Here is a 24,911-nt window from a genome sequence, read left to right as displayed (position 1 = left end):
TGAAACCGCTGGCCTGGGATGCCCGCGTGGCGGCGTTCGATTGGGCGGTGGCGGGTGTGGGGCTGGTGGTTTTCGTGGGCACGGTGGGGTATGCGGTTTTCGCCCGCAATATCCCGGTCGGCGTGTTCGGCTTCCTTGGTGCGGGCACGGCTTTCCGCCAGCTGCGTGGCTACGCCAATGCCGGGCACTGGACCAAAAACCAATGGTTGCTCAACCACATTTCGGGCTTCCTGGCCTCGTACATCGCGGCGGTATCGGCGTTTTCGGTCACCAGCCTGCACTTCATTCCGTTTCCCTACAACTTCCTCTGGCCCACTGTGCTGGGCGTGCCGCTCATCCGGTATTGGCACCAGCGCGTGCGTACCCAGCGCGTTAGCCTCGTAGCACCAGACTCCGGTTTATCCGGCTCACCAGCGCCGGCCCTTCATAGATAAACCCGGTGTAAAGCTGAATCAGCGAAGCGCCCGCCGCCAGCTTGCAACTCAATCAACGGCTTTTTCTCCTGGAGCTGGCGCAGGTTGGGCGCATTGGGCGAGCTCACGTTCACCACGAAATAATCAACCACCTCGGCCAGCGCCTCGAAGCCTGCTACGTAGTCCTCGGCAGCGCGCTCGTTGGGCGTGTCCTTGTTCTTGCCAATGTTGCCGCCGATGATGAGCTGGCGGTTGCGCCGCCGGGCCAGCCGGGCCGCCACCACGGCCGCGCCGTCGTTGTTGAAGCCCATTCGGTTCACCAGCGCCTCGTCCTGCGGCAGCCGGAACAGGCGCGGCGCCGGGTTGCCGGGCTGCGGCCGGGGCGTCACCGTCCCGATTTCCACGAAGCCGAAGCCCAGCGTGGCCAGCTCATCGGTCAGGGCCGCGTTCTTGTCAAACCCCGCCGCCAGCCCCACCGGGTTCGGAAATTTCAGTCCGAAAACCTAGCGCTCGAGCCCGGGATGCTGGAAATCGTACAGCGCCCGCAGCAGCGCTTGAGTGCCCGGCACCCGCGCCGACCAGCGCAGATTATCGAAAACGAGGTGGTGAGCGCGCTCGGCGTCAAGGTTGAATAGCAGGGGTTTGACGAAAGCTTTATATACTGACATCGGGGCCAAACTGCCGGTCCAGGTCGGCGAAAAGGGCTTCTAGTGTGGGGAGCAATGGGGGAAGCAGGTTGCGGGCAATGTTCCACACTTCGGCGTAGTTGGTGCGGAAATACTCGTGGGCCAGCAGATTCCGGAAATTCTTAATCTGTTTCCACTCAATGGAAGGCCACAGGGCCTGGGTATCGGCCGAAACATGCGAGCTGGCTTCCCCAAGAATTTCGAATTGCCGCTCCACCGCCGACCGAAGCAGCGCATCCGTTAGCAATTCCTGGAAGGTTCGGGCTTGGGTGAATTCGATAATTAATTTCGCCGCTTCCAACATATGGCGGGCCCGGTCAGGGTCACGCGGCCTGTCTTTCTTTGGGCTCATACAGCGTTTTTAAGTCTTTGGCGATGTAGCGATAGATATAGTCGGATACGCTGCTGCCCAAATCGACTTTAATCCCCAGTTTTTCCTGCAAATCATCGGCGTAGCTGAAATACGCCCAGCCCGCCGGAGCAGCCATTTCCACCAATAAATCCAAATCGGACTCGGCCGTGGCCTCACCGCGGGCATACGACCCAAATACTTGCACCCGACGCACAGGTTTATCAGCAAAATAGGCAGTTAATACCTGCTGAATATACTCAAGCGAATGCGGTAATTGCGCCATGTCACAAATTACGCACTTGCCGAATTATTAACGGAAATAATTAATGAATTAGACAGGAGTAGTTATGCAATTACCCAGCCCAACCCTCCCTATCGAGGCTGCGGTACTGGATGGCTTCGGCCAGGTGGTTGATTTCAATAGCATCGGTGCCGGCCAGGTCCGCGATGGTGCGGGCCACTTTCAGGATGCGGTCGTAGGCCCGGGCGCTTAGGCCAAGGCGCTCCATGGCGGTTTTCAGCAGCTGACGGCCGTCTTCGCTGATTTGGCAAATGTCCTTCACCATCTGCGGGGGCATCATGGCGTTGGAATGAATGTCGACGTACTCCGTAAACCGCTTTTCCTGCACCTGGCGGGCTTGGTCTACCCGCGTCTGGATGTCGGCGCTGGTTTCCGATTTGCGCGCTTCCGTCATCTGGTCAAACGTCACCGGCGTGACTTCAACATGCAGGTCGATGCGGTCAAGCAGCGGGCCGGAAACCTTATTCAAATATTTCTGCACCACGCCGGGACCGCACACGCATTCTTTTTCTGGGTGGTTATAATAGCCACAGGGACAGGGGTTCATGCTGGCAATGAGCATGAAATTCGCCGGAAACTCAATACTGATTTTCGCCCGCGAGATGGTCACGCGGCGTTCCTCCAGCGGCTGGCGCATCACCTCCAGCACCGTGCGCTTGAACTCGGGCAACTCATCCAGAAACAGCACGCCGTTGTGCGAGAGCGAGATTTCGCCGGGCTGCGGGTTGCCGCCGCCGCCCACCAGCGCCACATCCGAAATGGTGTGGTGGGGTGCCCGGAAGGGCCGCGTGCTCAGTAGCCCGCCGCCCGCCAGCTTGCCGGCCACCGAGTGGATTTTGGTGGTTTCCAGCGCTTCCTGCATGCTCAGCGGCGGTAGGATGCTGGGCAGGCGCTTGGCCAGCATGGTTTTACCCGCGCCGGGCGGACCAATCATAATCACATTGTGGCCGCCGGCCGCCGCGATTTCCAGCGCCCGCTTGATGTTTTCCTGGCCCTGCACGTCGGCAAAGTCGGCCGTGTACTTGTTCACCGTGTGCTGAAACAAGTCGCGGGTGTCCACCACCGTGGGCGTGATTTCCAGCCGGCCCTCAAAGAAGTCGATGGCCTCCTGCATACTGCTCACGGCAATCACGTCGAGGTTGTTGACAATGGCGGCTTCCTCCGCATTCTCCTTGGGTAGGATGATGCCCTTGAAGCCCTCCTTGCGCGCCTGAATGGCAATGGGCAGCACGCCCTTAATGGGCCGCAGCTCGCCATCGAGCGCCATTTCGCCCATAATCACGTACTCCGGCAGGCGGTCCGTCATCAGTTGCTGCGAGGCGTGCAGGATGCCCAGCGCGATAGGCAAGTCGTAGGCCGCACCCTCCTTTCGGATGTCGGCCGGGGCCATGTTCACCACGGTTTTGGTGCGCGGCATGCGGTACCCCCGGAACTTCAGCGCCGCCTCAATCCGCTGCTGGCTCTCCTTGATGGCGTTGTCCGGCAAGCCTACCACATTGAAACCCGTACCCGCCGAAACCACCACTTCGATAATGATGGTGTAGGCATTGACGCCCTGCACGGCCGAGCCGAAGGTTTTGGTAAGCATGGGGTTGGGTAGAGTTAGGAAATAGCGATGATGGAAGGCAACTGAACTGTAAATCTAGGAAGCCGCCGCAACTATCCGGTGCAAAGACTCAGAGAGGCGACGTATTGGCAGTAATTATTCTGTTTTGAACACTTGAGCCCCAGCGGGGCAACACTCACTGGCCGAGTGTCGCCCCGCTGGGGCTCAAAATTGACTTGGGCAGCCTTGTCGCCCCGCTGGGACTTAATAATTGCTCAAAAAATGCTCCTATTACCCAATCACCAGCTTCTCAATCAGCTGAATCATGATGTGAATGGCCTTGATGTGAATTTCCTGAATCCTATCGGCATAGCCGGAGTGCGGCGCGCGAATCTCCACGTCGCTCAGGCCGGCGAGCTGGCCGCCGTCTTTGCCGGTGAGGGAAACCACGGTCATGCCTAGCTCGCGGGCGGCTTCGGCGGCACGGAGGATGTTGGGCGAATTGCCGCTGGTGCTGATGGCCAGCAGCACATCGCCAGGCCGGCCCAGGGCCTCCACGAAGCGGCTGAAGACAAACTCGAAGCCGAAATCGTTGGCCACGCAGGTCATATGCGAGGCTTCGGTGAGTGCAATGGCGGCCAGGGCACGGCGGTTCTGGCGATAGCGGCCCGAAAGCTCTTCAGCGAAGTGCTGAGCGTCGCAGAGGCTGCCGCCGTTGCCGCAGGTCAGGACTTTGCCGCCGCTTTGCAGGCTGGCGGCGATGAGCTCGGCGGCGGCGGCGATGCTGGCCACGTGGGCCGGGTCGGCCAGGAAGCGGTCGAGCACGGCGCGGGCTTCGATGAGCTCGGCGCGGATGAGGTCGGGGAGGGTGGCGTCAGGCACTTCTTTGGTATTCGGTATCAGGTGTTCGAACGAGTTAGGCCAACGGCGGCCGGTCGGCCGGCGGGGTGTTGCTCAGGCTGGGGTCGTTTTGCGGGAAGGTGGGCTGGGGCAGGTGGTCGGCCGTCCGGTTCTCCGTGGTGCTGGCAGTGCCAGCCACCTGGCTTTGCGTGGGCTGTTCGCGCACCACGGGCGCATCAAGGTTGCGGCCGTCGATGGTGCGCGGGCCGGTGGTGGGAGGCGTGATGGTGGTGCGCTGCTGCTGGTCGTAGAGCTTGGCTTTCAGTTCGTTGATTTTGCCTTCGTGCTGGGTTACGGTGCGGCGCAGCATCACGCTATCGAGGTTTTCGGTGAGCAGGTGCAGGGCCATAATCACGGCTCCAATTACGAACATGACGTAGAAAAACTGCCGTTCCTTTTCTGGTACCGACAGGCCCGCGCCCATATCCGCCACCGAGGTGCGCACGGCGGGAACGAGGATGAACAGCAGCGCCAGCAGCAGGTAAATCATGACGGCGACGGTGACAATGCGTTTGAGGGCGAGCATGGCGGAAAAAGTTGGTTTGGGACGAAAGATAGGGGTTTCTCAGACCAGCGCGGCGTTGGTCTGCATCGAACTGAGGCGCTGGTACACGCCGCCTTCGCGCCGCAACAACTCGTCGTGCGTGCCGCGCTCCACGATGCGGCCGTGCTGGAGCACCACGATTTCATCGGCGTGCTGCACGGTGCTCAGGCGGTGGGCAATGACGAGCGAGGTGCGGTTCTGCATCAGGCGTTGCAAGGCTTCTTGTACGAGTTTTTCGCTCTCGGTGTCGAGGGCCGAGGTGGCTTCGTCGAGGATGAGGATGGGCGGGTTGCGCAGGATGGCGCGCGCGATGCTCAGGCGCTGCCGCTGCCCGCCCGAGAGCCGCGAGCCCCGGTCGCCGATGATGGTCTGGTAGCCCTCGGGGCTGGCCACGATGAACTCGTGGGCGTTGGCGATGCGGGCGGCTTCCATCACCTCGGCCTCGGTGGCGGCGGTGTTGAAGCGGATGTTGTTGAAAATCGTGTCGTTGAACAGGATGCTTTCCTGGGTCACGATGCCCATCTGGTCGCGTACCGAATGCAGGGAGCAGGCGCGCAGGTCGTGGCCGTCGATGAGAATCTGGCCGGCGCTGGGGTCGTAGAAGCGGGGGAGGAGGTCGGCCAGGGTGCTTTTGCCGCCGCCGCTGCCGCCCACCAGCGCCACGGTCTGGCCCTTTTTGATGGTCAGGTTGATGTCGTAGAGCACGGGCGTTTCGCCATAGCTGAAGCTCAGGTTGTAGAACTCAATCTGGCGCTCGAAGGGCGGCAGTACGATGGCATCGGGCCGGTCGCGGATGGCGGGCTCGGTGTCGATAATGCTCAGTACCCGCTCGCCGGCCACCAGTCCGCGCTGGATATTGCCGAAGGAGCTGGACAAGGCTTTGGCTGGCGTGAGTACCTGCGAAAACAGAATCACGTAGCCAATAAACGTCTCGCCATCGAGCGCCGACTGCCCGCCCAGAATCAGCGTGCCGCCGAAGTACAGCAGCCCAGCCACTACCGAAACCCCGGCAAATTCCGAAAATGGCGAGGCCAAATCCCGGGTGTTGTCGATGTTGCGCGAGGTGCGGGCGTACTGGTCGTTCTGGTCTTCAAACTTGCCCTTGATGTACTCCTGCGCATTAAAGGCCTTGATAACCCGGATGCCGCCCAGCGTCTCGTCAATTACCGAGAGCATGGTGCCCAGCGTTTTCTGGCTCTGCTTGGCCTGGGTGCGCAGCCGCTTGGCAATGGTGGCAATGATGCCCCCGGAAATCGGCAGCAGCACCAGCGTAAATAGCGTGAGCGGCACCGACATATGGAACAGCACCAGGAAATAGGCAATGATGGTGAGCGGCTCCTTGATAACGGCCGTGAAGGTGTTCACCACCGAGGTTTCCACTTCCTGCACATCGGCCGTGAAGCGCGACATCAAATCCCCTTTCCGCTCGCCGGCGAAAAAGCCCAATTGCAGGCTGATGATGCGGTGGTACAAGTTGCGCCGCAGGTTGCGAATGACGCGGGCCCGCACCTTGGCCAGCAGCCGCAAACTCATATAGCGAAACACGTTGCTGAGCAGCACCGATACCACCACCACGCCGCACACGAAGGCCAGCGCCCCCATTTTGCCGTGGGCCGTGAGCACATCGGCGAAGAAGTAGTTGAACGTGTCCGTGACCCACTGAATGGTGGGCTTGAAGCCGGGCAGGTGGTCGGGCGCACGCATCGGTACCTTGTCCGTTTTATCGAACAGCACGCTCAGCAGCGGGATAATCAGCGTGAAGTTGCCGATGCTGAAGAAGATGGTCAGCACCGTGTACAGCAGGTACTGCGGCAGAAATGCCAGCAGCGGCCGGGCATACTGGAGGATTCTTAAATAAGTCTTCATAGATATTAGCGACGAGCCGAAAGAGGGACGCCGAAACGCAGCAGTTACTTCAAATTCGGCAGCGGCTGACGCAGCTTAAAATTCATGTAAACGCTGCGCAATATTCCAGCGCACGGCTAGCGAGGCGTACACCTCGTTCACGTTGGCGGCCGGAGTGAGGGAGTAGGTTTGGTGCCGGGCAATGAGCTTGGCGTCCAGAAACAGGTTCAGGCGGGGCTGGTAGGTGGCCGTGAAATCGGTGTGGAGCAGGCGGCTCTTGTTGCCCTGGCCGGTGCGGTTGTTATAGTCCATCGGGTGCGAGTTGTAAGGCACGAGCGGGTTGCCGCCGTAGTTAGCAATGCGGCCCGGCGTGATTCCGGCTTCGGGGACATCGTTGCTCAACGGGCCCTTAGTGATGACATTGCCAGCGGCATCGTAGCCGTAATCCAGCCCTTGCTCGGTGTAAATGGCTTTCGCCACCAGGTTCAGGCGGGGCAGGGGCTGGTAGCTGAGCACGCCCAGCACCTCGGTCAGGTTGGCGCCCATGGGGTGGGCGAGGGGCTGCTGGTAATTGGTGTAAGCCGTGTAATACGATACGTGCTGGTAGGTGTAGGGCCGGATGTAGTTGACTTCGGCCTGCAAATCGAGGTTGCGGATGCCGGCTACGTCGATGTACTTGGCGCCCACCTGCACCGCCTGCTTGTTGCTCCACCAGCCATTCCCGGCGCGGATTTCGCTCAGCTTAAACTCGTCCAGCACCACCTGCCCATAGAGTTGCGCGGTGTGCAGGATATTCCACTTGAAATCCATGCCCAGCATGGCATTGTCGGGCGAACCCACGTTCTGCTCGATGGCGCGGTAGAAGATAACCGGGTTCAGGTATTGCAGCTCGAAGCGGTTGCTGGCCGAGCCGGCTATCACCGATTCAAACACGCCGATGTTGAAATTATCGGTCACATCCAGGCTCAGGTGATGCAGCGCCAGGTATTTTTTGGGGTACACCTGGTCAGCGTTGCGCTTCTGAGCGGCCAGTTCGGCAAACAGGTTCTGGTAGTTGAATTTCCAGATGCGCGTGTTCAGTTTTAGAAAGAAATACGGCGCGCTGTAATCCGACAAAATCAGCGAGCGGTAGCCGTTGCCGATGAAATTCCGGTCGTGCCCCAGCTGCACGTTGATATGCTTGGTGGCCGCGTAGGTGATATAGCCCCGCGCTGAGAAGAAGTCATACTGGTTATTCTGGCCCAGCTGCGCCACTTTGTAGGGCTTGAAGTAGCCTTCGTGCGGCACAATGGTGTCGCGCTCCACGCGGTTGCGCACGTACTGCGGCACACCCTCCTGGTTATCGGCCAAAAACGCATAAAAGCCCAGGCGCTGGTCGATGGTGCCCTCAATCTGCACGCCGCGGGTGTTCACGTAGCTCGCGCCATCGATATTCTTGTTGTCTTTGCCGATGGCCAGCAGCGCCACCGGGTTCACGCGCAGCGTAAAGTCGGGGCTGACATTATAATAAAGGTCCGATGTGCTACCAGCATCGTTAAAGTAGTCTCGAACGGGGCTAAATCCTTGGTTTTGCTTGATTTTAACGGCTGCGTTATTCCAGTTGTCACGTAATAGATAGACAGCATTGAATCTATCGGCTTTTGAAAATGAAATCCGCAAGGTAGAATCACGGCGATAAGCCCCTATGGAATCATCGTCAGCATAAGTCATTCGCATTCCCATGCGTGCGATAGCAGCCCGGGAGTAAGGTCGTACACTGGTATGCGGGTCGCCTTGCACATCCGGCCCAAACTTGATGGCGTAGCGGTCAATCAGCCGGTAAGTATCCTGGTCGAGCGGTACGTAAGTCGTGCCCTGCGTGGCCTCAAAGCCACTGCGCGAAACCCGGGCCGGACGTGGCGCAGCAGTACGTGGGGAGCGGGTTTCGGCGGCACTGCGCACGGCTTTTTCCCGGGGCTGGCGCTTGGCCCGTGGGGTAGCTACCGTATCAAGCGGCTGGTCGAAAATCAGCCAAGGCGATTTCTCGGTGGGGGCAGCGGGGGCTGGCGTACCGGCAGGAGTTGCCGCCGGTGTTTGGGCCGCTGCCGCGCCGGTCAGTAGTGCCGTAACAGCCGTTAGTAGCAGAGATTTAGACATAAAATCAGATAATCCGAATAAAACCGACGCCTCGCTTCCGGGATAAAAGCCGGGCGTCACCATTTTTTAACAAACCTACGCAGCCAGCCGTTGGCGGGTGGAAAAGGACGACTACGGCACCGCCGCTGTTCCTCCACGAATGTGCCGTCGAACCGTGGACACGAAGACGAATTCCTGCCCGCTTCCTTGCCTGCCGCCCGTTTTTGTGCCAACTTCGGGGTGCCGGCCGAGCCGTTTGCCCGGTCGCCTTCATCAAAATCCTGTCTGTATGGCCACGTCGCTTCCTTCCTCCGCCGCTTCGGCCACCGCCACTCCCGATGCTGCCGAGGCCCGGGCCAACATCCACGTCGTTTGCGCCGAGCCCAGCATTGCCAACCATTTTCTGGCCGAGCTGCGCGACAAAGATGTGCAAAAAGACAGCCTCCGTTTCCGCCGCAACCTGCAGCGCCTGGGCGAAATCATCGCCTACCGCATCAGCGCCCACCTCAGCTACACCGACAAAGCCATCCAGACGCCGCTGGCCGAAACCACCGGCAAACTGCTCCACGACTTCCCCATCCTGGCCACTGTGCTGCGCGCCGGGTTACCTTTTCATCAAGGTTTCCTGAATTATTTCGACCAGTCGCCCAGCGCCTTTGTGGCCGCCTACCGCATCGAAGGCACCGCTCAGGTGCAGGTTCAGGTCGACTATTTATCCGCTCCCAGCCTCGATGAGCGGGTGCTCATCCTGGCCGACCCTATGCTGGCCACGGGCAAGAGTCTGGTGCAAACCTACCGCGCCATGCTGCGTTTTGGCATGCCGCGCCAGGTGCACATTGCCGCCGTCATCGCCTCGCCCGAGGGCCTGGCCTACGTGGCCCGCGAAATTCCCGAAGCCACGCTGTGGGTAGCCGCCATCGATGAAAAGCTAAACGAGCATGCCTACATCGTCCCCGGTCTGGGCGATGCCGGCGACCTGAGCTACGGCAGTAAGCTGTAGCGCCCAATTTCCCAGGGTTGATAATGGAACCCTACCCCACCAAACGGGGTATCTTTGCAAGGCGCCCACCCCGCGTTGCCGTTTCCCCCTCACCCGCCTGCCTTTTCGTTTCGTCGTGCTTCACCCCGCCATTAAATGCGCGTCCGTGTTCCTGTTGAGCACGGTCAAGTTTTTGGGCGGCCCACTGGCCGGTACTTCCATGGGCCTGCACTTCTGGCCCACGCTGGCCCTCACCGTGGCCGGCATGATGACCAGTGTGTTCATCTTTTCCGGCGTGGGCCGCGTCTGGATGCAGCACCGCCAGAAGCAGCGCCGCCTGCGGCGGGAGCCCATTTTCTCCAAAAAATCGCGCAACATTATTAAGGTGTTCCGCAAGTTTGGGATGGGCGGCATTGCCTTCCTCACGCCCATTTTGCTGTCGCCCATCGGTGGCACGGTCATCGCCACGCTGCTGGGCGTGCCGCGGCAGCGCATCCTGCTTCACATGTTTCTGAGCGCGGTGTTTTGGGGCGCGGCCCTCACCTTCGTCAGCATCCACTTCGGGCACCTGCTGCACCACGGTAAGTAGTGGTTGGTAATAAACGGTTAGGGGTTAGTACCGTTCTGTCTAGTTGAACGACACTAACCCCTAACCGTTTATCACTAACTACTGCTAAGAATTACCGTCCCCGTCGTTTCAGCGCCTTCACGCCAGGGTTCGAGCCGCCCTTCTTGCCCACGAAAGCCTTCGAGCCTTTCGTGCTCTTTTTCTGGCCTTCCACAAAGGGCTTGCCGGTGCGCTTGTCAATCGTCACGCCGGGCTTAATCCACTCCTTTTTCTCGTGGAAAGCGCCCTTGAAGGTGGGGTCCAGCTTTTTGCGGCGGTCGTCGAGCTCGCGGCCCATTTTCTGCTGCTCCTCGAAGGGCGTTTCTTCCACCACCACTTCTTCGGGCAGCGGCAGCAGCTCGATTTTCTGGTTGATGAGTTGCTCAATCTCGGCCACGTGCACCATTTCGGCCTCGTTGGCGAAGGTGATGGCCGCGCCCGTATGCTGCGCCCGGCCCGTGCGCCCGATGCGGTGCACGTAGTCGTCGTGCACAATCGGCACATCAAAATTGATAACGTGCGTCACCTGCGGCACGTCGATGCCGCGCGCGGCCACGTCGGTGGCCACCATGTAGCGCACCTCCCCCGCCTTGAAGGAGTCCATGCTGTTCATGCGCGCGTTCTGGCCCTTGTTGCCGTGAATCACGCGCACCTCGCCGGCCGGGGCCTTGCGCTCCAGAAAGTGCGCCACCTGGTCGGCGTGCTGTTTGGTGCGGCAGAAGAGCAGCACCCGCGTCATCGTATCGATGTCGCGATAGAGCAGAAAGTGCAGCAGGTTGATTTTGGTGAGCAGGTTGGGCGCCTCATACAGCACCTGCGATACCGTGGAGGCCGTTTTGGCCGGCGGGCTCACCTCCACGCGCACCGGGAATTCCAGGAATTCCTCGCTCAGCGTCGTCACCCGGTCGGGCATGGTGGCCGAGAACAGCGCGTTCTGCCGCTTGCGCGGGATGATTTCCAGAATCCGCCGAATCTGGGGCATAAAGCCCATGTCCATCATCTTGTCGGCCTCGTCCATCACCAGCGTTTTCAGGTCGGTGAGGCGCACCGCGCCTTTCAGGTAAATTTCCAGCAGCCGGCCCGGCGTGGCCACCAGTATGTCGAGGCCTTCGGCAATGGTTTCAATTTGCGTTTTTGGCCCCAGGCCGCCGTAAATGGCAAAAATGCGCAGGTCCGTGTTCACGGCCAGCGCTTTCAGGTGCTTCTCAATCTGCATGGCCAGCTCGCGGGTGGGGGCCAGCACCAGCGCCCGCGGGTTGGTGCCCTGGGCGTATTTCACCTTCATCAAAAGTGGCAGGCCGAAAGCAGCCGTTTTGCCCGTACCGGTTTGGGCAATGCCCAACACGTCGTGCCCGGCCAGCAGCAGCGGAATGGTCTGCACCTGCACCGGCGTAGGGTCGGTGAAGCCCGCCGCGGCCACGGCAGAAAGAAGTTGTTTGTTGAGCTTGAAATCGTTGAACGACGGGGTGGTATTGGGTTCCATCCGGCAAAGGTCGGGATTTTTCAGGCGGGCAAGGGCAAGACGGTTCAAAAAGAACGGTCATGCAGAGCGCAGCGAAGCATCTTTACTGCTTCGTTACGTTAGCATTGATTACTACTGCAATAAAGATGCTTCGCTGCGCTCTGCATGACGTTCTACGATGTACGATAGCGCCAGCCCAGAACTTTTTTTGCCTCATTCCACATTCTTTTTCTATCTTTGCACCACCAAAACAAACCTGGTAGATATAGCTCAGCTGGTTAGAGCGTCGGATTGTGATTCCGAAGGTCGTGGGTTCGAGCCCCATTATTTACCCATCAGAAAAAGTCCCCGGAATTATCCGGGGACTTTTTTGTTGCTTGCAATGAATCCGTTTTAATGCGGCTTTAATTTGAACGTTTTTATTCACCACATTTTACTTACATGAGCTTGCTCGTCATCGGCAGCGTTGCATTCGACGCCCTGGAAACGCCTTTCGGCAAAACCGATAAAATCATCGGCGGCGCCGCCACCTACATCAGCCTCTCGGCCTCCTACTCGCTGAAGCCCGTGAAGCTGGTGGCCGTGGTGGGCGATGACTTCCCGCAGTCCGACATCCTGCTGCTCGAAGAGCACGGCGTGGACGTGGAAGGCCTGCAAGTGAAGCAGGGCGAGAAGTCGTTCTTCTGGTCGGGCATCTACTCCAAGGACCTGAACTCGCGCGAAACCCTCGTGACCGAGCTTAATGTGCTGGCCGATTTCGACCCCATCATCCCGGATGCCTACCAGGACTGCAAATACCTCATGCTGGGCAACTTGGCCCCGCAGGTGCAGCGTCTCGTCATCCAGCGTCTCGTGAACCGCCCCAAGCTGATTGTGATGGACACGATGAACTTCTGGATGGACATTGCCCTCGAAGAACTCATTGCCACCATCGAAATGGTGGACGTGCTGAGCATCAACGACGAGGAAGCCCGCCAGCTCTCCGGCGAGTACTCGCTGGTGAAGGCCGCCAAGAAAATCATGGGCATGGGGCCGAAATTCCTCATCATTAAGAAAGGCGAACACGGCGCTCTGCTCTTCCACAAGAACAAGATTTTCTATGCCCCGGCGCTGCCGCTGGAAGAAGTATTCGACCCGACCGGTGCCGGTGACACGTTTGCGGGCGGCTTCATCGGCCACCTGGCCGCTACCGACGACATCAGCTTCGAAAACATGAAGCGCGCCGTGATTCACGGTTCGGCCATGGCCTCGTTCTGTGTTGAGAAGTTCGGCACCGAGCGTTTGCTGAACCTCTCGACTGAGGAAGTGGAAGCCCGCGAAGCGCAGTTTGCCGAGCTGGTGAAAGTGGTGCCGGCTTCGGTGCTGACCATTCAGCCCGCTTAGTACGCCCGACACGGTTCTGGTCGGTTGATTTTAATGAATGCGCCCCAGGGAAACGCGTTACGACGCGTTGCCTTGGGGCGCAACTTTTTTGTCGCAGAAGGGTACACCTTTCTATCGTCCACCTAACCTTGAACTCGCCATGGGACTCGCTAAGAAAGACACCGACCTGCAGAACGATAAAACGTCCGTTAATCCAGCGGCTAACACGAAACGGAAGAGCACCCAGGTGCAATCCCCGAACACCACCAACGTATCGGCCCACGGCAACACCACCGACGGCAATAGCGCTGGCAAAGGCGTGCACAACACTCGCAGCAACCCACAAGGCAACAAGCCCATGTCGGTCGATAAGGGCAGCGTGGGCAAGGGCGGCGACTCCAAGCACTAAGCCATTATCATTTGCCAAAGAGTAAAAAGCCCCACTGGATTAGTCCGGTGGGGCTTTTTGTATTTTGGAATCAATCTGCTAAAACTCCCACCCCAGCCACTGCTGAAACCCGCGCTGCTGCGCTGCATCGGCCGTGTCCAGCCGGTCAATTGCATAGCGTTGCCCGAAGCTGATGCCCGGTGTGGCGGCCAGCGTCACCGTCAGCAGCCGGTTCTGGCGGAACACGCTCACTTCGTAAGCCGCTTCGTCGGTGCTGAGCAGGCTTTGCAGGTTCATGTCCACGCGACGACCATTCACGGCCACGATTTCATCGTCCACGGTCAGGGCCGCCGCGGCGGGCGAGTTGGGCCAGATGGCGGTGACCTCCGTGCGCTCATTCTTCACCACTGTGCGGAAACCGAAATGGCCTTCTGAGGCGGAAGCATTTTCGCCCACCAGCAGCTGGCAGCCCACGGTGTGCAGCACCCGGTCGAGCGGCTCCTGCAGCGGCGCGGTCCCGTAGATGAACTTGTCGAAATAGGCGTGCATATCGCGCCCGGCCACCTCGTTCACAATGCGCATATAGTCCGCCTCGGTGTAGCCGATGCCGGTTTTACCGAACTCCTCGTACAGCCGCCGCATCACATCATCCAGGCTGCGGGCATGGCCGGAAAGCTGCCGGATGGTCAAATCTAGGAGCATGGCCGCCAGCGTGCCCTTGTGGTACACCGATACCTTGCGGTCGGGCACGCCGGGCTTGTAGCCATCGAGCCAAAGGTCCATGCTGGCATCAGCCAGCGAGAGGTTTTCGCCACCGGCATCGTCGTAATGCTTGCGCAATACGATGTTCAACTCCTCAAAATATTGCGCCGGCGTGCGCACATGGCTGCGGGCCAGCAGGTACTCGCCGTAATAGGTCGTGATGCCCTCCGCGATGAAGCAGGTGCGGAAGTAGTTCTCACGGCTGTAGTCGTAGGGCTGCATTTCGGCCGGCCGAATGCTCTTGATGTTCCAGGTGTGAAACAGCTCGTGGCAGCTTACACCCAGCAGTTCCTTGTACAGGCCCTCGCTCATAATCAGCTCGGCCGGCCCCAGCGTAATCACCGTGGAGTTGTGATGCTCCACGCCGTGGTAGTGCTTGTAGGGTAGAAACTGGTTCAGGAAATGGTAGTCCGCCACCGGAAAGCCACCGAACATCGTTAGCTGCTCCTCCGAAAACGCCTTGAAATCAGCCAGCAGCTTGGGCCAGTTCACCAGCGCCTCGCCCTGCACCCAGACGTGGAAGGGCAGCCCGCCCGCGTCGTACTCCTGATGCGTAAGCGTGGGGCTGGCAATGAGCGGTGAATCCGCCAGTTGGTCGAAATCCTTCGCGAAAAGCACATTCGGCGCGGTCTGCTTCAATCCACAGGCTATCTGCCATTCTTTCGGAAGCGCTAAGGTCAATTCGCATTCCTCCAGCTGTCGTCCTTCGGCATACATCAGGGCCTGCACGGGGTTTAGGTACAGCTGCGTCTCATCGAGCCAGGAGCCGCCGGCATCCATCTGGTGGGCGTAGAAGTTGTAGCGCACCCGCACGCTGCGGCCAGCGGCATTGGGCACCTCCCACCGGTCTTTGGTGAGCTTGCGGTAGGGGAGGGGCTGGCTGGTGGCAGCGTCCTCAACCACCACGCGCTGAATCTTCTGCGCGAAGTTTTGCAGCTCGTAGCGGCCGGGCCGCCAGGCGGGGAGCTGAAGCTCCAGCGGAGCGGTAGCATCGGCCACAACGTCCAGCGTGAGTTGGATTTGCAGGTAAAACGTGAGCGGGTTTTCGTAGGAAACGTGGTAGTGAATCATCGCCAAAACGGGGTTAAACGGGTCTAAAGCTACTGCCCGCTAACGTCCCCCGCGTAAAAGTGGCTGAGGCCCTTGTCTTTTCCAGCCAAAGCCCGTACCTTTGCCGGCCCAACTCGAAACTCGTCTTTTTAAGATTCTTTGATATGAAACGTACCTTCCAACCTTCGAAACGCAAGCGCGTTAACAAGCATGGCTTCCGTCTTCGCATGGAAACCGCCAACGGCCGCAACGTGCTGGCCCGTCGTCGTGCCAAAGGCCGCAAGCGCCTCACCGTATCCGACGAAGGCAAGCACAAGCGCTAGTCTTTTTAGCCGTTAGCGCACAGCTTCGGGCTGTTAGCTAGCCGATTGCCGCATTGCTGAGACAGCGTAATTTCTGTCGCTGCAATGCGGCTTCGCTATTTTTGGCCTTTCCAAAATAGTGTTTTGCTGCCGAGGCAGCAGTCCAATAAGTGAGGAACGTGAACGAACAAACCGCTACCAGTGCCCCGCTGGCAGCCCGGAAATACACTTTTCCCAAAGAGGAACACCTGTGCCGCAAGAAGCTCATCGAAGAGCTGTTCAGCAAGCAGAGTTCCTCTTTTGGCGTTTACCCGTTGCGCATCGTCTACATCAAAAGCGCCGCGCCCACCACGGCCCCGCCGCAGGTGCTCATCAGCGTGAGCAAGCGCACATTCAAGCGGGCCGTCGACCGCAACCGGCTCAAGCGGCTCATCCGGGAGGCGTATCGGCTCAATAAATATCGGCTTACGGAGCAACCCAATGGGCACGAAATCGCTCTGCTGGGTATTATCTTCACGGGGAAGGAAAAAAGTCCGCTAACGTTGGTGGAAAAAAAATTAATTTCCGCTTTCCATCGTTTGCTGGGCACGACTATCGAAGCAGCATCTGCTTCGCCGCCGACCCCGTAGATTCGTGTTGACCCGCTACCTGTATTTCGTATGACTATCCGTAAAAAGCTACTCGCTACCCTAGCTGTGGGCACGCTGGGTCTGGTTTCTTTCCGAGCCGCTTCCGATAATGAGCGGTACTTCGAGATTGCCAAGAACCTGGACATTTTCGCCACGCTCTTCAAGGAAGTCAACACCTATTACGTTGACGAGGTGACGCCCGCCAAGCTGGTGAAAACGGGCATCGACGCCATGCTGCGCTCGCTCGACCCTTACACCAATTACATTCCGGAGGACGACATCGAGGACTTCCGCACCATGACCACCGGGCAATACGGCGGCATCGGGGCGTCGGTGGTGAAGCGCAACGGCAAAACCGTGGTGCAAAGCGCCTACGAAGGCTATCCGGCCCAGAAAGCCGGCCTGCTCCCCGGCGATGAAATCCTTGACATCAACGGCGTGGTGGTCGATAAAAAGTCGAATTCTGACATCAGTAAGCTCCTCAAGGGCCAGGCCAACTCGATGGTGAAGCTCATGGTGACGCGCTACGGCCAGGACAAACCCATCGAAATCGACATCACCCGCGATAAAATTCAGGTGGATAATGTGCCCTACACCGGTATGATTTCCGGCGATGTGGGCTACTTCCAACTCGGCGGCTTCACCGTCGATGCGGGCAAGGAAGTGCGCACCGCCGTGACCAAACTCAAGGAGCAAGGCGCGAAGAAAATCGTGTTCGATATCCGCGACAACCCCGGCGGCCTGCTGAACGAAGCCGTAAATATCTCCAACCTCTTCATCGACAAGGGGCTCGACGTGGTGAGCACCAAGGGCAAAGTGACGGAGTGGAACAAAACATACAAGGCGCTCGATGTGCCGCTTGATACCCAGATTCCGATTGCCATCATCACGAGCAACCGCTCGGCGTCGGCCTCGGAAATCGTGTCGGGCGTGCTGCAGGACTACGACCGCGCTGTGCTCGTGGGCGAGCGCACCTTCGGCAAGGGCCTCGTGCAGGCCACCCGCCCCCTCAGCTACAACTCGCAGCTGAAGGTGACGACCGCCAAATACTACATCCCGAGCGGCCGCTGCATCCAGGAAATCGACTACGCGCACCGCGCTGACGACGGTACGCTGGGCAAATTCCCCGATTCGCTGCGCACGGCCTTCAAAACTACCGCCGGCCGCACCGTGTACGACGGCGGCGGCGTGGCCCCCGACATTGAGGTGCAGGACCGCGAAATCGCCGACATTACCCGCATTCTGCTCCAGAAAAGCTACCTCTTCGACTACGCCACCCGCTACCGCGCCGAGCACCCCACCATCGTGCCCGCCCGCCAGTTCAAGCTCTCGGACGTGGACTACCAGAAGTTCGTGGCCTACCTGCAAGGCAAGAACATCAGCTACAGCACCGACGCCGAAAAGGCGCTCACCGACCTCAGTAAGAAGGTGAAAGAGGAAAAGCACTACGATGACGTGAAGCTGGAACTCGAAGCCATCCGCAAGAAAGTGACCGTGAACAAGGCCAACGACCTGCAACGTTTCAAGCCCGAAATCAAGGAATTGCTGGAGCAGGAAATCGTGTCGCGCTACTACTTCGAGAAGGGCCGCACCGAAGCCGGCTTCGACGACGACCCCAACATCATCGCCGCCGTCGCCGTCCTGAACGACCCAAACCGCTACGCCGCGCTGCTGAAGCCCACGGGCCAGGCCGCCAGCGCCCGCAAGTCGGCCGGGACGAAGTAATTTTGAGCTGCGTTAAGTAAAAAAGCAGGCGCTGAAAGGTGCCTGCTTTTTTTGTTAAAACTCCAGATGCTGATAGATTTTATAGAGCCTTGGGTAGCTGTCGGCAGCGAACAAGCTTCGTTTGAGGCAGAATTACGCCGTGAGCTTTCGCGTGATAATGTTCTGTCGAAGTTCAAGGTGCAGGCAATAGGTCGGCGAGTTGATTGTGATGACGTTCTTTTTGAAGTGCGAGATGAGAAATCTGATTTCGAATTAGCGTTGGTTCATCTGACTTGGAGCGGTAAAGCCGAAACAAATCTTTGTCCTATGATAGAGCTGTTTGCAAACGACGGCGCATTCATTAGCCGAATGCTTGAGGATGCGCAGGATTATAATTTGTAATGCTCAAAAGGAGAAAATCTGCTCCAATTGTCTTTTATGACTCGAATTGAGAAAATTGCTGCCTTATCAAATAGACTTAAGTGTCAACCAAGACTCAAATTGAAGCATGATGACTCACCAGAAGCTTGGGGCAATATGGGTATCTGGTTACCCGTAAGAGGATATATCGAATTAAATGGCCCTTGGCCATTTAGGGAGGTTGAGTGGCTTGAAATCAATCCTACTGTGGTAGAAAGAATAGGTAGACTAGTCGCCCCCAAACAATGGAATCATTTGGAGCAAATTGCCTCGCTCCTTCAGCAAGAAGGCGTGGAATATAGAATAGTTGACGGCATGGTAAGAATACCGTTTGATGCACTTACCAATTAGTTAAATGAATTTAATCCTCTCTCTCGAAACCTCTTCGCCCGTCTGCTCAGTGGCCCTGCACCGCGTGGCCGACGGCTCCTTGGTCGGCCAGTCTGAGTTGCGGCTCGATAAGTCGCACTCCACCCACCTCACCGTGCTCATCGAGCAGCTGCTCGAAAACACCGGCCACCAGATTGCTGACCTTGCCGCCGTGGCCGTGAGCGACGGGCCGGGTTCTTATACCGGCCTGCGCATTGGCGGGGCCGCCGCCAAGGGCCTGTGCTTCGCGCTGGATATTCCGCTGGTGGCCGTGAGCACGTTGCGGGCGCTGGCCGCGCAGGTAGCCGCCGGCACTGCCCGGCCGGAGAAATATCTGTTCTGCCCCATGCTGGATGCCCGGCGGCAGGAAGTGTACGCCGCGCTTTATACCCATGAGGGGCAGGAGGTGCTGGCGCCCACGCCGCTCATTCTCGATGCGGATACGCTGGCCGAACAATTGGCCCACCATTCCGTGTTGTTCTTCGGTCACGGCGCGGCGAAGTTTCAGGCGCTGCTGGGGGAGCAGGCGAATGCTGGTTTCCTGGCGGGGATTGAGCCTTCGGCTATTGCCGTGGGACAGTTGGGCGTGGCAGCGTTTCACCGACAGGAATTTCAGGACGTGGCGTACTACGAGCCGTTTTACCTGAAGGAAGTGTACACGACCACGCCGAAAGCAAAGTAGCGCGGACTTTGTAGTCCGCGAGTCCAACGATTCTACGCATTTTTAATTCGCGGACTACAAAGTCCGCGCTACAGCACATGGAACCCCTTTTCGTCAACCGCGTCGCCAATTCCGGCCTTGTCACTTTCAACCTGGAAGAATTCATCCACCCCGGCGAGCGGGTGGTGTACGACATCAAGGATAACCTTTTCCACGGCCTGATGCTGCGCGAGAAGGACTTCCGCGAGTTCGTGAAAACCCACGACTGGACGCAGTACGACGGCAAAAACGTGGCTATCATCTGCTCGGCCGATGCCATTGTGCCCACCTGGGCCTACATGCTGCTCGCCACCAAGCTGCAGGGCCACGCCCACCGCTACGTCTTCGGCAACCTCGACGCGCTGGAGCAGTCACTGTTCGAAGAAGCCATCGCCGCGATTGATGCCGAAGAATACCGCGATGCCAAAGTGGTGGTAAAAGGCTGCGGCGACAAGCCCGTGCCCACCTTCGCCTACGTGGCCATCATGCAAAAGCTGCTGCCCGTTACCAGCAGCATCATGTACGGCGAGCCGTGCAGCACCGTGCCGCTGTATAAGAAGCCCAAGGCCGCCAGCGTGGTGGAATAAAGCATTTCGAACACCGTTCCCGGCCTTACGAACAGTCTTCCCGACCTCGGGAAAGGTGTTCGTAAGGCCGGGAACGGTGTTTGTAAGGACGGGAAGACTGTTCGTAAAGCCGGAAACGGTGTTTGAAGGAGTGGGGAGACTGTTCGTGAAGCCGGGAACGGTGTTCGAAGAGGCGGGGAAAGGGTTTGAAAGGCCGGGCTGGGTGTTCGAAGCAGTGGGCAAGCTGTTTGGACGGGGTAGCCGGCTGTACTTTTGGGATTCCGCCAACTTTGCTTTATGCCCGCCTCTTCTCCGGTTAGTCCGTACAAAATCACCTTTCTCACCGGCGCGGCCATCGTCATTGCCAACATGGTGGGCACGGGCGTTTTCACCAGCCTCGGGTTTCAGGTGATGGGCATTCAGAGCGGTTTTGCGCTGCTAATGCTGTGGCTGGTGGGCGGCCTCATTGCCCTCTGCGGGGCCGTGAGCTATGCCGAGCTGGCGGCGGCCATGCCCCGCTCGGGGGGCGAATACCACTATTTAAGCAAGATTTATCACCCCGCGCTCGGGTTCCTCTCGGGCTGGGTATCGGCCACGGTGGGCTTTGCGGCCCCCACGGCTTTGGCGGCCTTAGCACTCGGGCAATATGCCAAAAGTGTATGGCCGGGGCTGCATCCGCAGGGGCTGTCGGTGGCCGTGGTGCTGGCCCTCACGCTGGTTCACGGCAGCAGTACCCGCGTCGGCAGCCGCCTGCAAATCATCATTACGGCCCTCAAAGTGGGCGTGCTGGTCGTGTTCATCGGCGCGGGCATGGTGGTCGGGGAGGGGCAGCCCATCAGCTTCCTGCCCGATGCCGCCGGCTGGCAGGCGCTGCTCAGCCCCGCTTTCGCCGTCAGCCTCGTGTATGTGAGCTACGCCTACTCCGGCTGGAATGCTGCCGTGTACGTCACCGGCGAAATCGAAAACCCCAAGCGCAACCTCTCGCGCATTCTGCTGGCCGGCACCGCCGTCGTACTTCTATTATATGTAGGGTTGAATTATGTGTTCCTACGCTCCACGTCAATTGACGGATTGAAGGGGCAGGTCGAAGTGGGCTTTGTGGCGGCCACCTCGCTTTTCGGTCCGCTCGGCGGCCGGCTGATGGGCGGCGTCATTGCCGGATTGCTTGTTTCCACCATCAGCTCGATGATTTTCGCCGGCCCCCGCATCGTCCAGACGATGGGGGAGGACCTGCCCGCTCTGCGCTTCCTCGCCCCTAAAAGCCGCGCCGACATCCCCGTCCGCGCCCTGCTGCTCCAAACCGCCATCACCTTGGCCTTCATCCTCAAGCCCAGTTTCCAGGGCGTGCTGGTCTACGCCGGCTTTGTGCTGAACCTGTTCACTTTCCTCACGGTGCTCGGCCTGTTTGTTTTCCGTTGGCGTCACCCCGAAGTTCCGCGCCCCTACCGTGCTTGGGGCTACCCCTTCACCCCACTACTTTTCCTGGTTCTCAGTGGCTGGACGCTGGTTTTCATTCTGCGCGACAAACCGTGGGAATCCCTGTATGGCTTGGCCACGCTGGCTGTTGGCGCATTGGTCTACTTCATCACCACGCGCCTCGGCCGCCCGGCTGCGGAACAAGCTTCCAGCCGCAACAGCCATTAAAATCTCCCATTCACTTATCGGCCTCGTCGGGCTATCCCTCGCCATCGGAGAGGGGGCGGGGGCGAGGCGTACCGTCAGAACGACCCACCGTAACTTGCACTTTCAATCATTCCTATAGCTAATGTCCCTCCGCACCGCTGCGTTCCGGCTGTTGCCCGCCGCCCTGCTCTTGCTTTCTGCTTGCTCCGAGTCGAACACCAAAACCGAAACCGCGACTTCCGCCAAGGAAGAAACCATGGCCACCACGGCCGATGCCATCGACTCCACCAAGTCGCCCGCCGCCACGCCGGATAAAACTGCCGCTACTACCCCGCGTCCCAACCGCCTCACCGCCCCCGATACTGCCTACGCTCAGGACGTGGCCCTGTTCCTCGGTGGCCTGCAGCCCAGCCAGCACAGCGACCTCACTACCCTGGCCGCCACGCCCGCCTGGCAAGCCTTTGCCAAAGACCAGGACAAAAGCTGGGATAAATACCGCGCCACCCACACCACCCGCATGACCCAGTGGGCCAACACCGAGCTCGATTCGGTGCACGCCAGCAGCCCCACCATCTTCTACCCCTTCAGCGGCCCCGATTTCCTGAACGTCGTCACGATGTTCCCCACCAGCCAGACCTACGTCCTGATGGGGCTTGAGCCCGTCGGCAGCATCCCCGCCCGCACTTCTCTCGAAAATCCCAAGCTGCTGCCCGCCGTCAAAACCTCGCTCTGGTCGGTGCTCAATTTCAGTTTCTTCCGCACCAACGACATGGCCGTGGACCTGAAATCGGTTGAACTCGACGGAGCTTTGCCGCTCATGATGCTCTTCGCCGCCCGCACCGGCAACCAAATCACCGCCATCCGCCCCGTGCAGCTCGATGCCGCTGGCAAACTCCTCGACGCACCCAAAGACACCACCCAAACCCCCGACCCAAAAGCCATTCCCGGCGTCGAAATGAAGCTCCGCGCCCCCAACGGCCAGCCCAAAACCGTCTACTACTTCTCGGCCGACCTCAGCGACTGGAAACTCACCTCCAAAAGCGCCCCGCTCGAATTTGTGCGTCACCTCGGCCCCCTCACCACCTACGTGAAATCGGCCACCTACCTCATGCACAAGTCGTATTTCAATAAAGTGCGCCGCACCGTCCTCCGCCGCAGTCGCTACATCCTGCAAGACGACTCCGGCATCGCCATGAAGTACTTCCAGAAAGGTGCCTGGCAGTTCAATTACTACGGCACCTACCGCCGCCCCATCAACCTCTTCGCCAAGCAATACCAGCCCGAACTCACTGCCGCCTACCACGACACGGTGAATAAACCCAAGCCGCTCCCCTTCGGCACCGGCTACAACTGGCGCCAGACCGATTCCAACCTCCTTCTTGCCAAGCGTCTGGTCCCCCTGGCCGACTAACTTCGCAACAAAACAGCCCCACAGGGCCGTGGTGGCAACATCACGGCCCTTTTCATTTCGCTATCCTATGAAAACGCTCCGCCAATCCCCCTCCACCTTATACTATATAATAGGAGTTGCCTTTTTACTAGCAATAACCACTCTTGCCGCAAGCAGCCAACTGGCTCCCCCTCTCTTGGGGAGAGTGGGGCGGGGGGGGAAGTTCCCGCCCGGCGATTCTCCACTACTAGATTCCCTTCTAAATGCCAACTCCCTACTAAAGCGCGTCGCCACCAATCCCCAATACGAGCTCCAAATCATCTATACCCAAATCAACCGCGACGCCCAGAATCGTCCCACCTTTATTCCGCACACCTACCATCTCAACCCCCAGCAATACTTCAATCCCGCCAGCTTGGTCAAACTTCCCGTAGTAGCCCTCTCCCTCGAAAAGCTCAACGACCTCCATCAGCCGGCAGTCACCCGCCGCACCATCATGGCCACCGGCACCGCCTGGCGCTGCCAAACCTCCGTCCCCTTCGCCGCCCCGGCCGACAGCGACCGCACCGCCACCGTCGGCAACTACATTAAGCGCATGCTCTTAGTTAGCGACAACGTCGCCTACAACCGCCTCTACGAATTCCTCGGTCAGCGCCCCCTCAATCAACGTCTCCAGGAACTCGGCTACCCCAACGCCCGCATCACTCGCCGCTTCGCCCCCTGCGACACCGTCGCCAACCGCCACACCAACCCCATCAGCTTCCACACCCCTCAAGGCGACACTATATATAAGCAGCCCGCCCAATACAACCCCACCGCCTACCGCAGCCCCCTCGGCCGCGCCCTCAAAGGCCGCGCCCATCAAGCCGGAGGCCGCATCATCCCCGAGCCCTACGATTTCACCACCGCCAATCACCTCCCGCTTCCTGATATCACCGCCCTCCTCCAAAGCATCCTCTTCCCCGAATCCGTCCCTGCCGCCCAGCGCCTCCGCCTCACCCCAACCGATTACGCCTTCCTGCGCCGCTACCTCCACGCTACCCCCCACGAATCCGGCTTCCACCTCTACGCCCCCGCCCGCTACTTCGACGCCTACAAAAAATACCTCTACTACGGCCGCAACCCCGAAATCCCCCACCAATCCACCTTGCGCATCTACAACATCGTCGGCATGTCCCACGGCTATCTCGCCGATATCGCCTACTTCGCCGACTCCCTCCACCATTCAGAATTCCTGCTCAGCGCCGTCCTCTACGTCAATCAAGACGGCATCATCAACGACGGTGCCTATGAATACGACAGCATCGGCCTCCCATTCCTCGCCCAACTAGGCCGCCAAATCCAGCAATACGAGTCCCAACGCCCCCACCAATACCGCCCCAACCTCACCGAATTCTTCGCCCCCGAGCCAATTCGCTAAAATTTTCTAAAAAACCGCTGTTCTATAAGTGTCTGATTCCAAACGGCGCGCCTCATCAAAACCGCCTGCGCTACGGTTATTTCCAGCAAAAGTTGCTCACCACCCCTTGCCACCCCAGAAATTCCTCCTACTTTTGCACTCCCAATCGCCAACAGGGCATAGGGTTCTGCCGCAGCAACCGCTCTACAGAAAAATTGACAGGTCAGGAACTTCACGCTAGCATTACTTGTATTGCCACCCGTGCCGCCTCGCAGAAGCCCTCGAAAATTAAATTTCGAAAGCGCTTGTGAAAGCCGAAAAAAGCACCTTACCTTTGCACCCCGCTTCGATAGGAGGCGGAAGCGGATTGAAAAGTGGGGCGAGGAAAAATAAAAATTTTCACGGTTCACTTGCCACTCCAAAACTTCTTCTTACCTTTGCACTCCCAATCGCAAGAAGGGGAAACGAAAAGAAGAAAAACAGGCTGAATATCAGCC

25 protein-coding genes, 1 tRNA gene and 1 pseudogene are annotated in these 24,911 nt (G+C 59.0%); 16 read left to right on the top strand and 11 right to left on the bottom strand.

Features of this window, described 5'->3' with window-relative positions; all coding sequences use genetic code 11:
- Nucleotides 1-372 precede the first annotated feature (372 nt).
- The 9 genes and pseudogenes from ACYVM5_RS07250 to ACYVM5_RS07210 all read right to left on the bottom strand — a co-directional run bounded on the left by ACYVM5_RS07250 (nt 373) and on the right by ACYVM5_RS07210 (nt 8,723).
- Nucleotides 373-486, bottom strand: a complete 114-nt coding sequence (locus ACYVM5_RS07250) for a hypothetical protein (RefSeq protein WP_460617467.1) — start codon at nt 484-486, stop codon at nt 373-375.
- A pseudogene (locus tag ACYVM5_RS07245) lies at nt 479-1,081 on the bottom strand (quinone-dependent dihydroorotate dehydrogenase); the annotation flags it as partial. The pseudogene ACYVM5_RS07245 and the gene ACYVM5_RS07250, both read right to left, overlap by 8 nt.
- Nucleotides 1,068-1,403 carry a HepT-like ribonuclease domain-containing protein gene (locus ACYVM5_RS07240; RefSeq protein WP_460617466.1) on the bottom strand — a complete coding sequence of 112 codons (336 nt, stop codon included), beginning with the start codon at nt 1,401-1,403 and terminating at the stop codon, nt 1,068-1,070. The pseudogene ACYVM5_RS07245 and the gene ACYVM5_RS07240, both read right to left, overlap by 14 nt.
- Nucleotides 1,404-1,422: 19 nt before the next feature.
- The gene (locus tag ACYVM5_RS07235; RefSeq protein ID WP_460617465.1) at nt 1,423-1,734 is read right to left on the bottom strand and encodes a nucleotidyltransferase family protein; all 312 of its coding nucleotides are present in this window, start codon (nt 1,732-1,734) and stop codon (nt 1,423-1,425) included.
- Between the two features lie 70 nt (nt 1,735-1,804).
- Nucleotides 1,805-3,340, bottom strand: a complete 1,536-nt coding sequence (locus tag ACYVM5_RS07230) for a YifB family Mg chelatase-like AAA ATPase (protein WP_460617464.1) — start codon at nt 3,338-3,340, stop codon at nt 1,805-1,807.
- 249 nt (nt 3,341-3,589) lie between these two features.
- On the bottom strand, nt 3,590-4,180 hold the full coding sequence (lpcA, locus tag ACYVM5_RS07225) for a phosphoheptose isomerase family protein (RefSeq protein ID WP_460617463.1): 591 nt from the start codon (nt 4,178-4,180) through the stop codon (nt 3,590-3,592).
- Between the two features lie 34 nt (nt 4,181-4,214).
- Nucleotides 4,215-4,724, bottom strand: a complete 510-nt coding sequence (locus ACYVM5_RS07220) for a hypothetical protein (RefSeq protein ID WP_460617462.1) — start codon at nt 4,722-4,724, stop codon at nt 4,215-4,217.
- 39 nt (nt 4,725-4,763) lie between these two features.
- The gene (locus ACYVM5_RS07215) at nt 4,764-6,608 is read right to left on the bottom strand and encodes an ABC transporter ATP-binding protein (protein ID WP_460617461.1); all 1,845 of its coding nucleotides are present in this window, start codon (nt 6,606-6,608) and stop codon (nt 4,764-4,766) included.
- 75 nt (nt 6,609-6,683) lie between these two features.
- Complete coding sequence (locus tag ACYVM5_RS07210) at nt 6,684-8,723, bottom strand: capsule assembly Wzi family protein (protein WP_460617460.1); 2,040 nt, start codon at nt 8,721-8,723, stop codon at nt 6,684-6,686.
- 268 nt (nt 8,724-8,991) lie between these two features.
- On the opposite strand from ACYVM5_RS07210, the gene upp reads away from it, so the two are divergent.
- Both upp and ACYVM5_RS07200 read left to right on the top strand, forming a co-directional pair.
- Entirely contained in the window at nt 8,992-9,702 is a 711-nt protein-coding gene (gene upp, locus ACYVM5_RS07205; protein WP_460617459.1) for a uracil phosphoribosyltransferase, read from the top strand.
- A gap of 115 nt (nt 9,703-9,817) precedes the next feature.
- Nucleotides 9,818-10,270 carry a small multi-drug export protein gene (locus ACYVM5_RS07200; protein WP_198075932.1) on the top strand — a complete coding sequence of 151 codons (453 nt, stop codon included), beginning with the start codon at nt 9,818-9,820 and terminating at the stop codon, nt 10,268-10,270.
- A 91-nt stretch (nt 10,271-10,361) separates the two neighbouring features.
- Here ACYVM5_RS07200 and ACYVM5_RS07195 read toward each other — a convergent pair whose 3' ends face one another.
- Nucleotides 10,362-11,771: a DEAD/DEAH box helicase gene (locus ACYVM5_RS07195; protein ID WP_460617458.1), complete on the bottom strand. Its 1,410-nt coding sequence runs from the start codon at nt 11,769-11,771 to the stop codon at nt 10,362-10,364.
- A 238-nt stretch (nt 11,772-12,009) separates the two neighbouring features.
- Between ACYVM5_RS07195 and ACYVM5_RS07190 the strand changes: the two genes are divergently transcribed.
- From ACYVM5_RS07190 to ACYVM5_RS07180, 3 genes are all read left to right on the top strand, one after another.
- Nucleotides 12,010-12,083 (top strand) — tRNA-His (locus ACYVM5_RS07190).
- Between the two features lie 108 nt (nt 12,084-12,191).
- Nucleotides 12,192-13,133 carry a carbohydrate kinase family protein gene (locus tag ACYVM5_RS07185; protein WP_460617457.1) on the top strand — a complete coding sequence of 314 codons (942 nt, stop codon included), beginning with the start codon at nt 12,192-12,194 and terminating at the stop codon, nt 13,131-13,133.
- Between the two features lie 139 nt (nt 13,134-13,272).
- Entirely contained in the window at nt 13,273-13,521 is a 249-nt protein-coding gene (locus ACYVM5_RS07180; RefSeq protein WP_198069054.1) for a hypothetical protein, read from the top strand.
- A gap of 78 nt (nt 13,522-13,599) precedes the next feature.
- On the opposite strand, the gene ACYVM5_RS07175 is transcribed toward ACYVM5_RS07180, so the two are convergent.
- Complete coding sequence (locus tag ACYVM5_RS07175; RefSeq protein WP_460617456.1) at nt 13,600-15,333, bottom strand: M61 family metallopeptidase; 1,734 nt, start codon at nt 15,331-15,333, stop codon at nt 13,600-13,602.
- A gap of 143 nt (nt 15,334-15,476) precedes the next feature.
- On the opposite strand from ACYVM5_RS07175, the gene rpmH reads away from it, so the two are divergent.
- From rpmH to ACYVM5_RS07120, 11 genes are all read left to right on the top strand, one after another.
- Nucleotides 15,477-15,635 (top strand): 50S ribosomal protein L34, encoded by a 159-nt coding sequence (rpmH, locus tag ACYVM5_RS07170; protein WP_208177842.1) that lies wholly within the window; start codon nt 15,477-15,479, stop codon nt 15,633-15,635.
- A gap of 158 nt (nt 15,636-15,793) precedes the next feature.
- A complete protein-coding gene (gene rnpA / locus ACYVM5_RS07165; RefSeq protein ID WP_460617455.1) occupies nt 15,794-16,243 on the top strand; it encodes a ribonuclease P protein component in 450 nt (149 codons plus the stop codon).
- 30 nt (nt 16,244-16,273) lie between these two features.
- Entirely contained in the window at nt 16,274-17,968 is a 1,695-nt protein-coding gene (locus ACYVM5_RS07160; RefSeq protein ID WP_460617454.1) for a S41 family peptidase, read from the top strand.
- 66 nt (nt 17,969-18,034) lie between these two features.
- Nucleotides 18,035-18,349 carry a hypothetical protein gene (locus ACYVM5_RS07155; RefSeq protein WP_460617453.1) on the top strand — a complete coding sequence of 105 codons (315 nt, stop codon included), beginning with the start codon at nt 18,035-18,037 and terminating at the stop codon, nt 18,347-18,349.
- Nucleotides 18,350-18,385: 36 nt separating this feature from the next.
- A complete protein-coding gene (locus tag ACYVM5_RS07150) occupies nt 18,386-18,718 on the top strand; it encodes a DUF6678 family protein (protein ID WP_460617452.1) in 333 nt (110 codons plus the stop codon).
- A gap of 4 nt (nt 18,719-18,722) precedes the next feature.
- Nucleotides 18,723-19,418: a tRNA threonylcarbamoyladenosine biosynthesis protein TsaB gene (gene tsaB / locus ACYVM5_RS07145; protein WP_460617451.1), complete on the top strand. Its 696-nt coding sequence runs from the start codon at nt 18,723-18,725 to the stop codon at nt 19,416-19,418.
- A 77-nt stretch (nt 19,419-19,495) separates the two neighbouring features.
- Nucleotides 19,496-20,023: a DUF2480 family protein gene (locus ACYVM5_RS07140; protein ID WP_460617450.1), complete on the top strand. Its 528-nt coding sequence runs from the start codon at nt 19,496-19,498 to the stop codon at nt 20,021-20,023.
- Nucleotides 20,024-20,299: 276 nt separating this feature from the next.
- Nucleotides 20,300-21,646, top strand: coding sequence for an APC family permease (locus ACYVM5_RS07135; RefSeq protein WP_460617449.1), 1,347 nt, complete (start codon nt 20,300-20,302; stop codon nt 21,644-21,646).
- 121 nt (nt 21,647-21,767) lie between these two features.
- Complete coding sequence (locus tag ACYVM5_RS07130) at nt 21,768-23,036, top strand: hypothetical protein (protein ID WP_460617448.1); 1,269 nt, start codon at nt 21,768-21,770, stop codon at nt 23,034-23,036.
- 67 nt (nt 23,037-23,103) lie between these two features.
- Nucleotides 23,104-24,435, top strand: coding sequence for a serine hydrolase (locus tag ACYVM5_RS07125; RefSeq protein WP_460617447.1), 1,332 nt, complete (start codon nt 23,104-23,106; stop codon nt 24,433-24,435).
- Between the two features lie 286 nt (nt 24,436-24,721).
- On the top strand, nt 24,722-24,911 hold a 190-nt coding region (locus ACYVM5_RS07120), incomplete at its 3' end, for a hypothetical protein (protein WP_460617446.1).

The organism is Hymenobacter ruber, assembly GCF_054783255.1.
This window is presented reverse-complemented; position numbering and strand designations above follow the sequence as displayed.

What these genes read in the sequence shown, in the direction of transcription:
- ACYVM5_RS07130 (WP_460617448.1), top strand. Translation starts at nt 21,768, where the DNA reads ATGTCCCTCCGCACCGCTGCGTTCCGGCTGTTGCCCGCCGCCCTGCTC.
- ACYVM5_RS07210 (WP_460617460.1), bottom strand. Translation starts at nt 8,723, where the DNA reads ATGTCTAAATCTCTGCTACTAACGGCTGTTACGGCACTACTGACCGGC.
- ACYVM5_RS07230 (WP_460617464.1), bottom strand. Translation starts at nt 3,340, where the DNA reads ATGCTTACCAAAACCTTCGGCTCGGCCGTGCAGGGCGTCAATGCCTAC.
- tsaB (WP_460617451.1), top strand. Translation starts at nt 18,723, where the DNA reads ATGAATTTAATCCTCTCTCTCGAAACCTCTTCGCCCGTCTGCTCAGTG.
- ACYVM5_RS07195 (WP_460617458.1), bottom strand. Translation starts at nt 11,771, where the DNA reads ATGGAACCCAATACCACCCCGTCGTTCAACGATTTCAAGCTCAACAAA.
- ACYVM5_RS07135 (WP_460617449.1), top strand. Translation starts at nt 20,300, where the DNA reads ATGCCCGCCTCTTCTCCGGTTAGTCCGTACAAAATCACCTTTCTCACC.
- ACYVM5_RS07235 (WP_460617465.1), bottom strand. Translation starts at nt 1,734, where the DNA reads ATGGCGCAATTACCGCATTCGCTTGAGTATATTCAGCAGGTATTAACT.
- ACYVM5_RS07220 (WP_460617462.1), bottom strand. Translation starts at nt 4,724, where the DNA reads ATGCTCGCCCTCAAACGCATTGTCACCGTCGCCGTCATGATTTACCTG.
- upp (WP_460617459.1), top strand. Translation starts at nt 8,992, where the DNA reads ATGGCCACGTCGCTTCCTTCCTCCGCCGCTTCGGCCACCGCCACTCCC.
- ACYVM5_RS07215 (WP_460617461.1), bottom strand. Translation starts at nt 6,608, where the DNA reads ATGAAGACTTATTTAAGAATCCTCCAGTATGCCCGGCCGCTGCTGGCA.
- ACYVM5_RS07125 (WP_460617447.1), top strand. Translation starts at nt 23,104, where the DNA reads ATGAAAACGCTCCGCCAATCCCCCTCCACCTTATACTATATAATAGGA.
- ACYVM5_RS07140 (WP_460617450.1), top strand. Translation starts at nt 19,496, where the DNA reads ATGGAACCCCTTTTCGTCAACCGCGTCGCCAATTCCGGCCTTGTCACT.
- ACYVM5_RS07240 (WP_460617466.1), bottom strand. Translation starts at nt 1,403, where the DNA reads ATGTTGGAAGCGGCGAAATTAATTATCGAATTCACCCAAGCCCGAACC.
- ACYVM5_RS07175 (WP_460617456.1), bottom strand. Translation starts at nt 15,333, where the DNA reads ATGATTCACTACCACGTTTCCTACGAAAACCCGCTCACGTTTTACCTG.
- rpmH (WP_208177842.1), top strand. Translation starts at nt 15,477, where the DNA reads ATGAAACGTACCTTCCAACCTTCGAAACGCAAGCGCGTTAACAAGCAT.
- ACYVM5_RS07150 (WP_460617452.1), top strand. Translation starts at nt 18,386, where the DNA reads ATGACTCGAATTGAGAAAATTGCTGCCTTATCAAATAGACTTAAGTGT.
- ACYVM5_RS07185 (WP_460617457.1), top strand. Translation starts at nt 12,192, where the DNA reads ATGAGCTTGCTCGTCATCGGCAGCGTTGCATTCGACGCCCTGGAAACG.
- ACYVM5_RS07180 (WP_198069054.1), top strand. Translation starts at nt 13,273, where the DNA reads ATGGGACTCGCTAAGAAAGACACCGACCTGCAGAACGATAAAACGTCC.
- ACYVM5_RS07160 (WP_460617454.1), top strand. Translation starts at nt 16,274, where the DNA reads ATGACTATCCGTAAAAAGCTACTCGCTACCCTAGCTGTGGGCACGCTG.
- ACYVM5_RS07155 (WP_460617453.1), top strand. Translation starts at nt 18,035, where the DNA reads ATGCTGATAGATTTTATAGAGCCTTGGGTAGCTGTCGGCAGCGAACAA.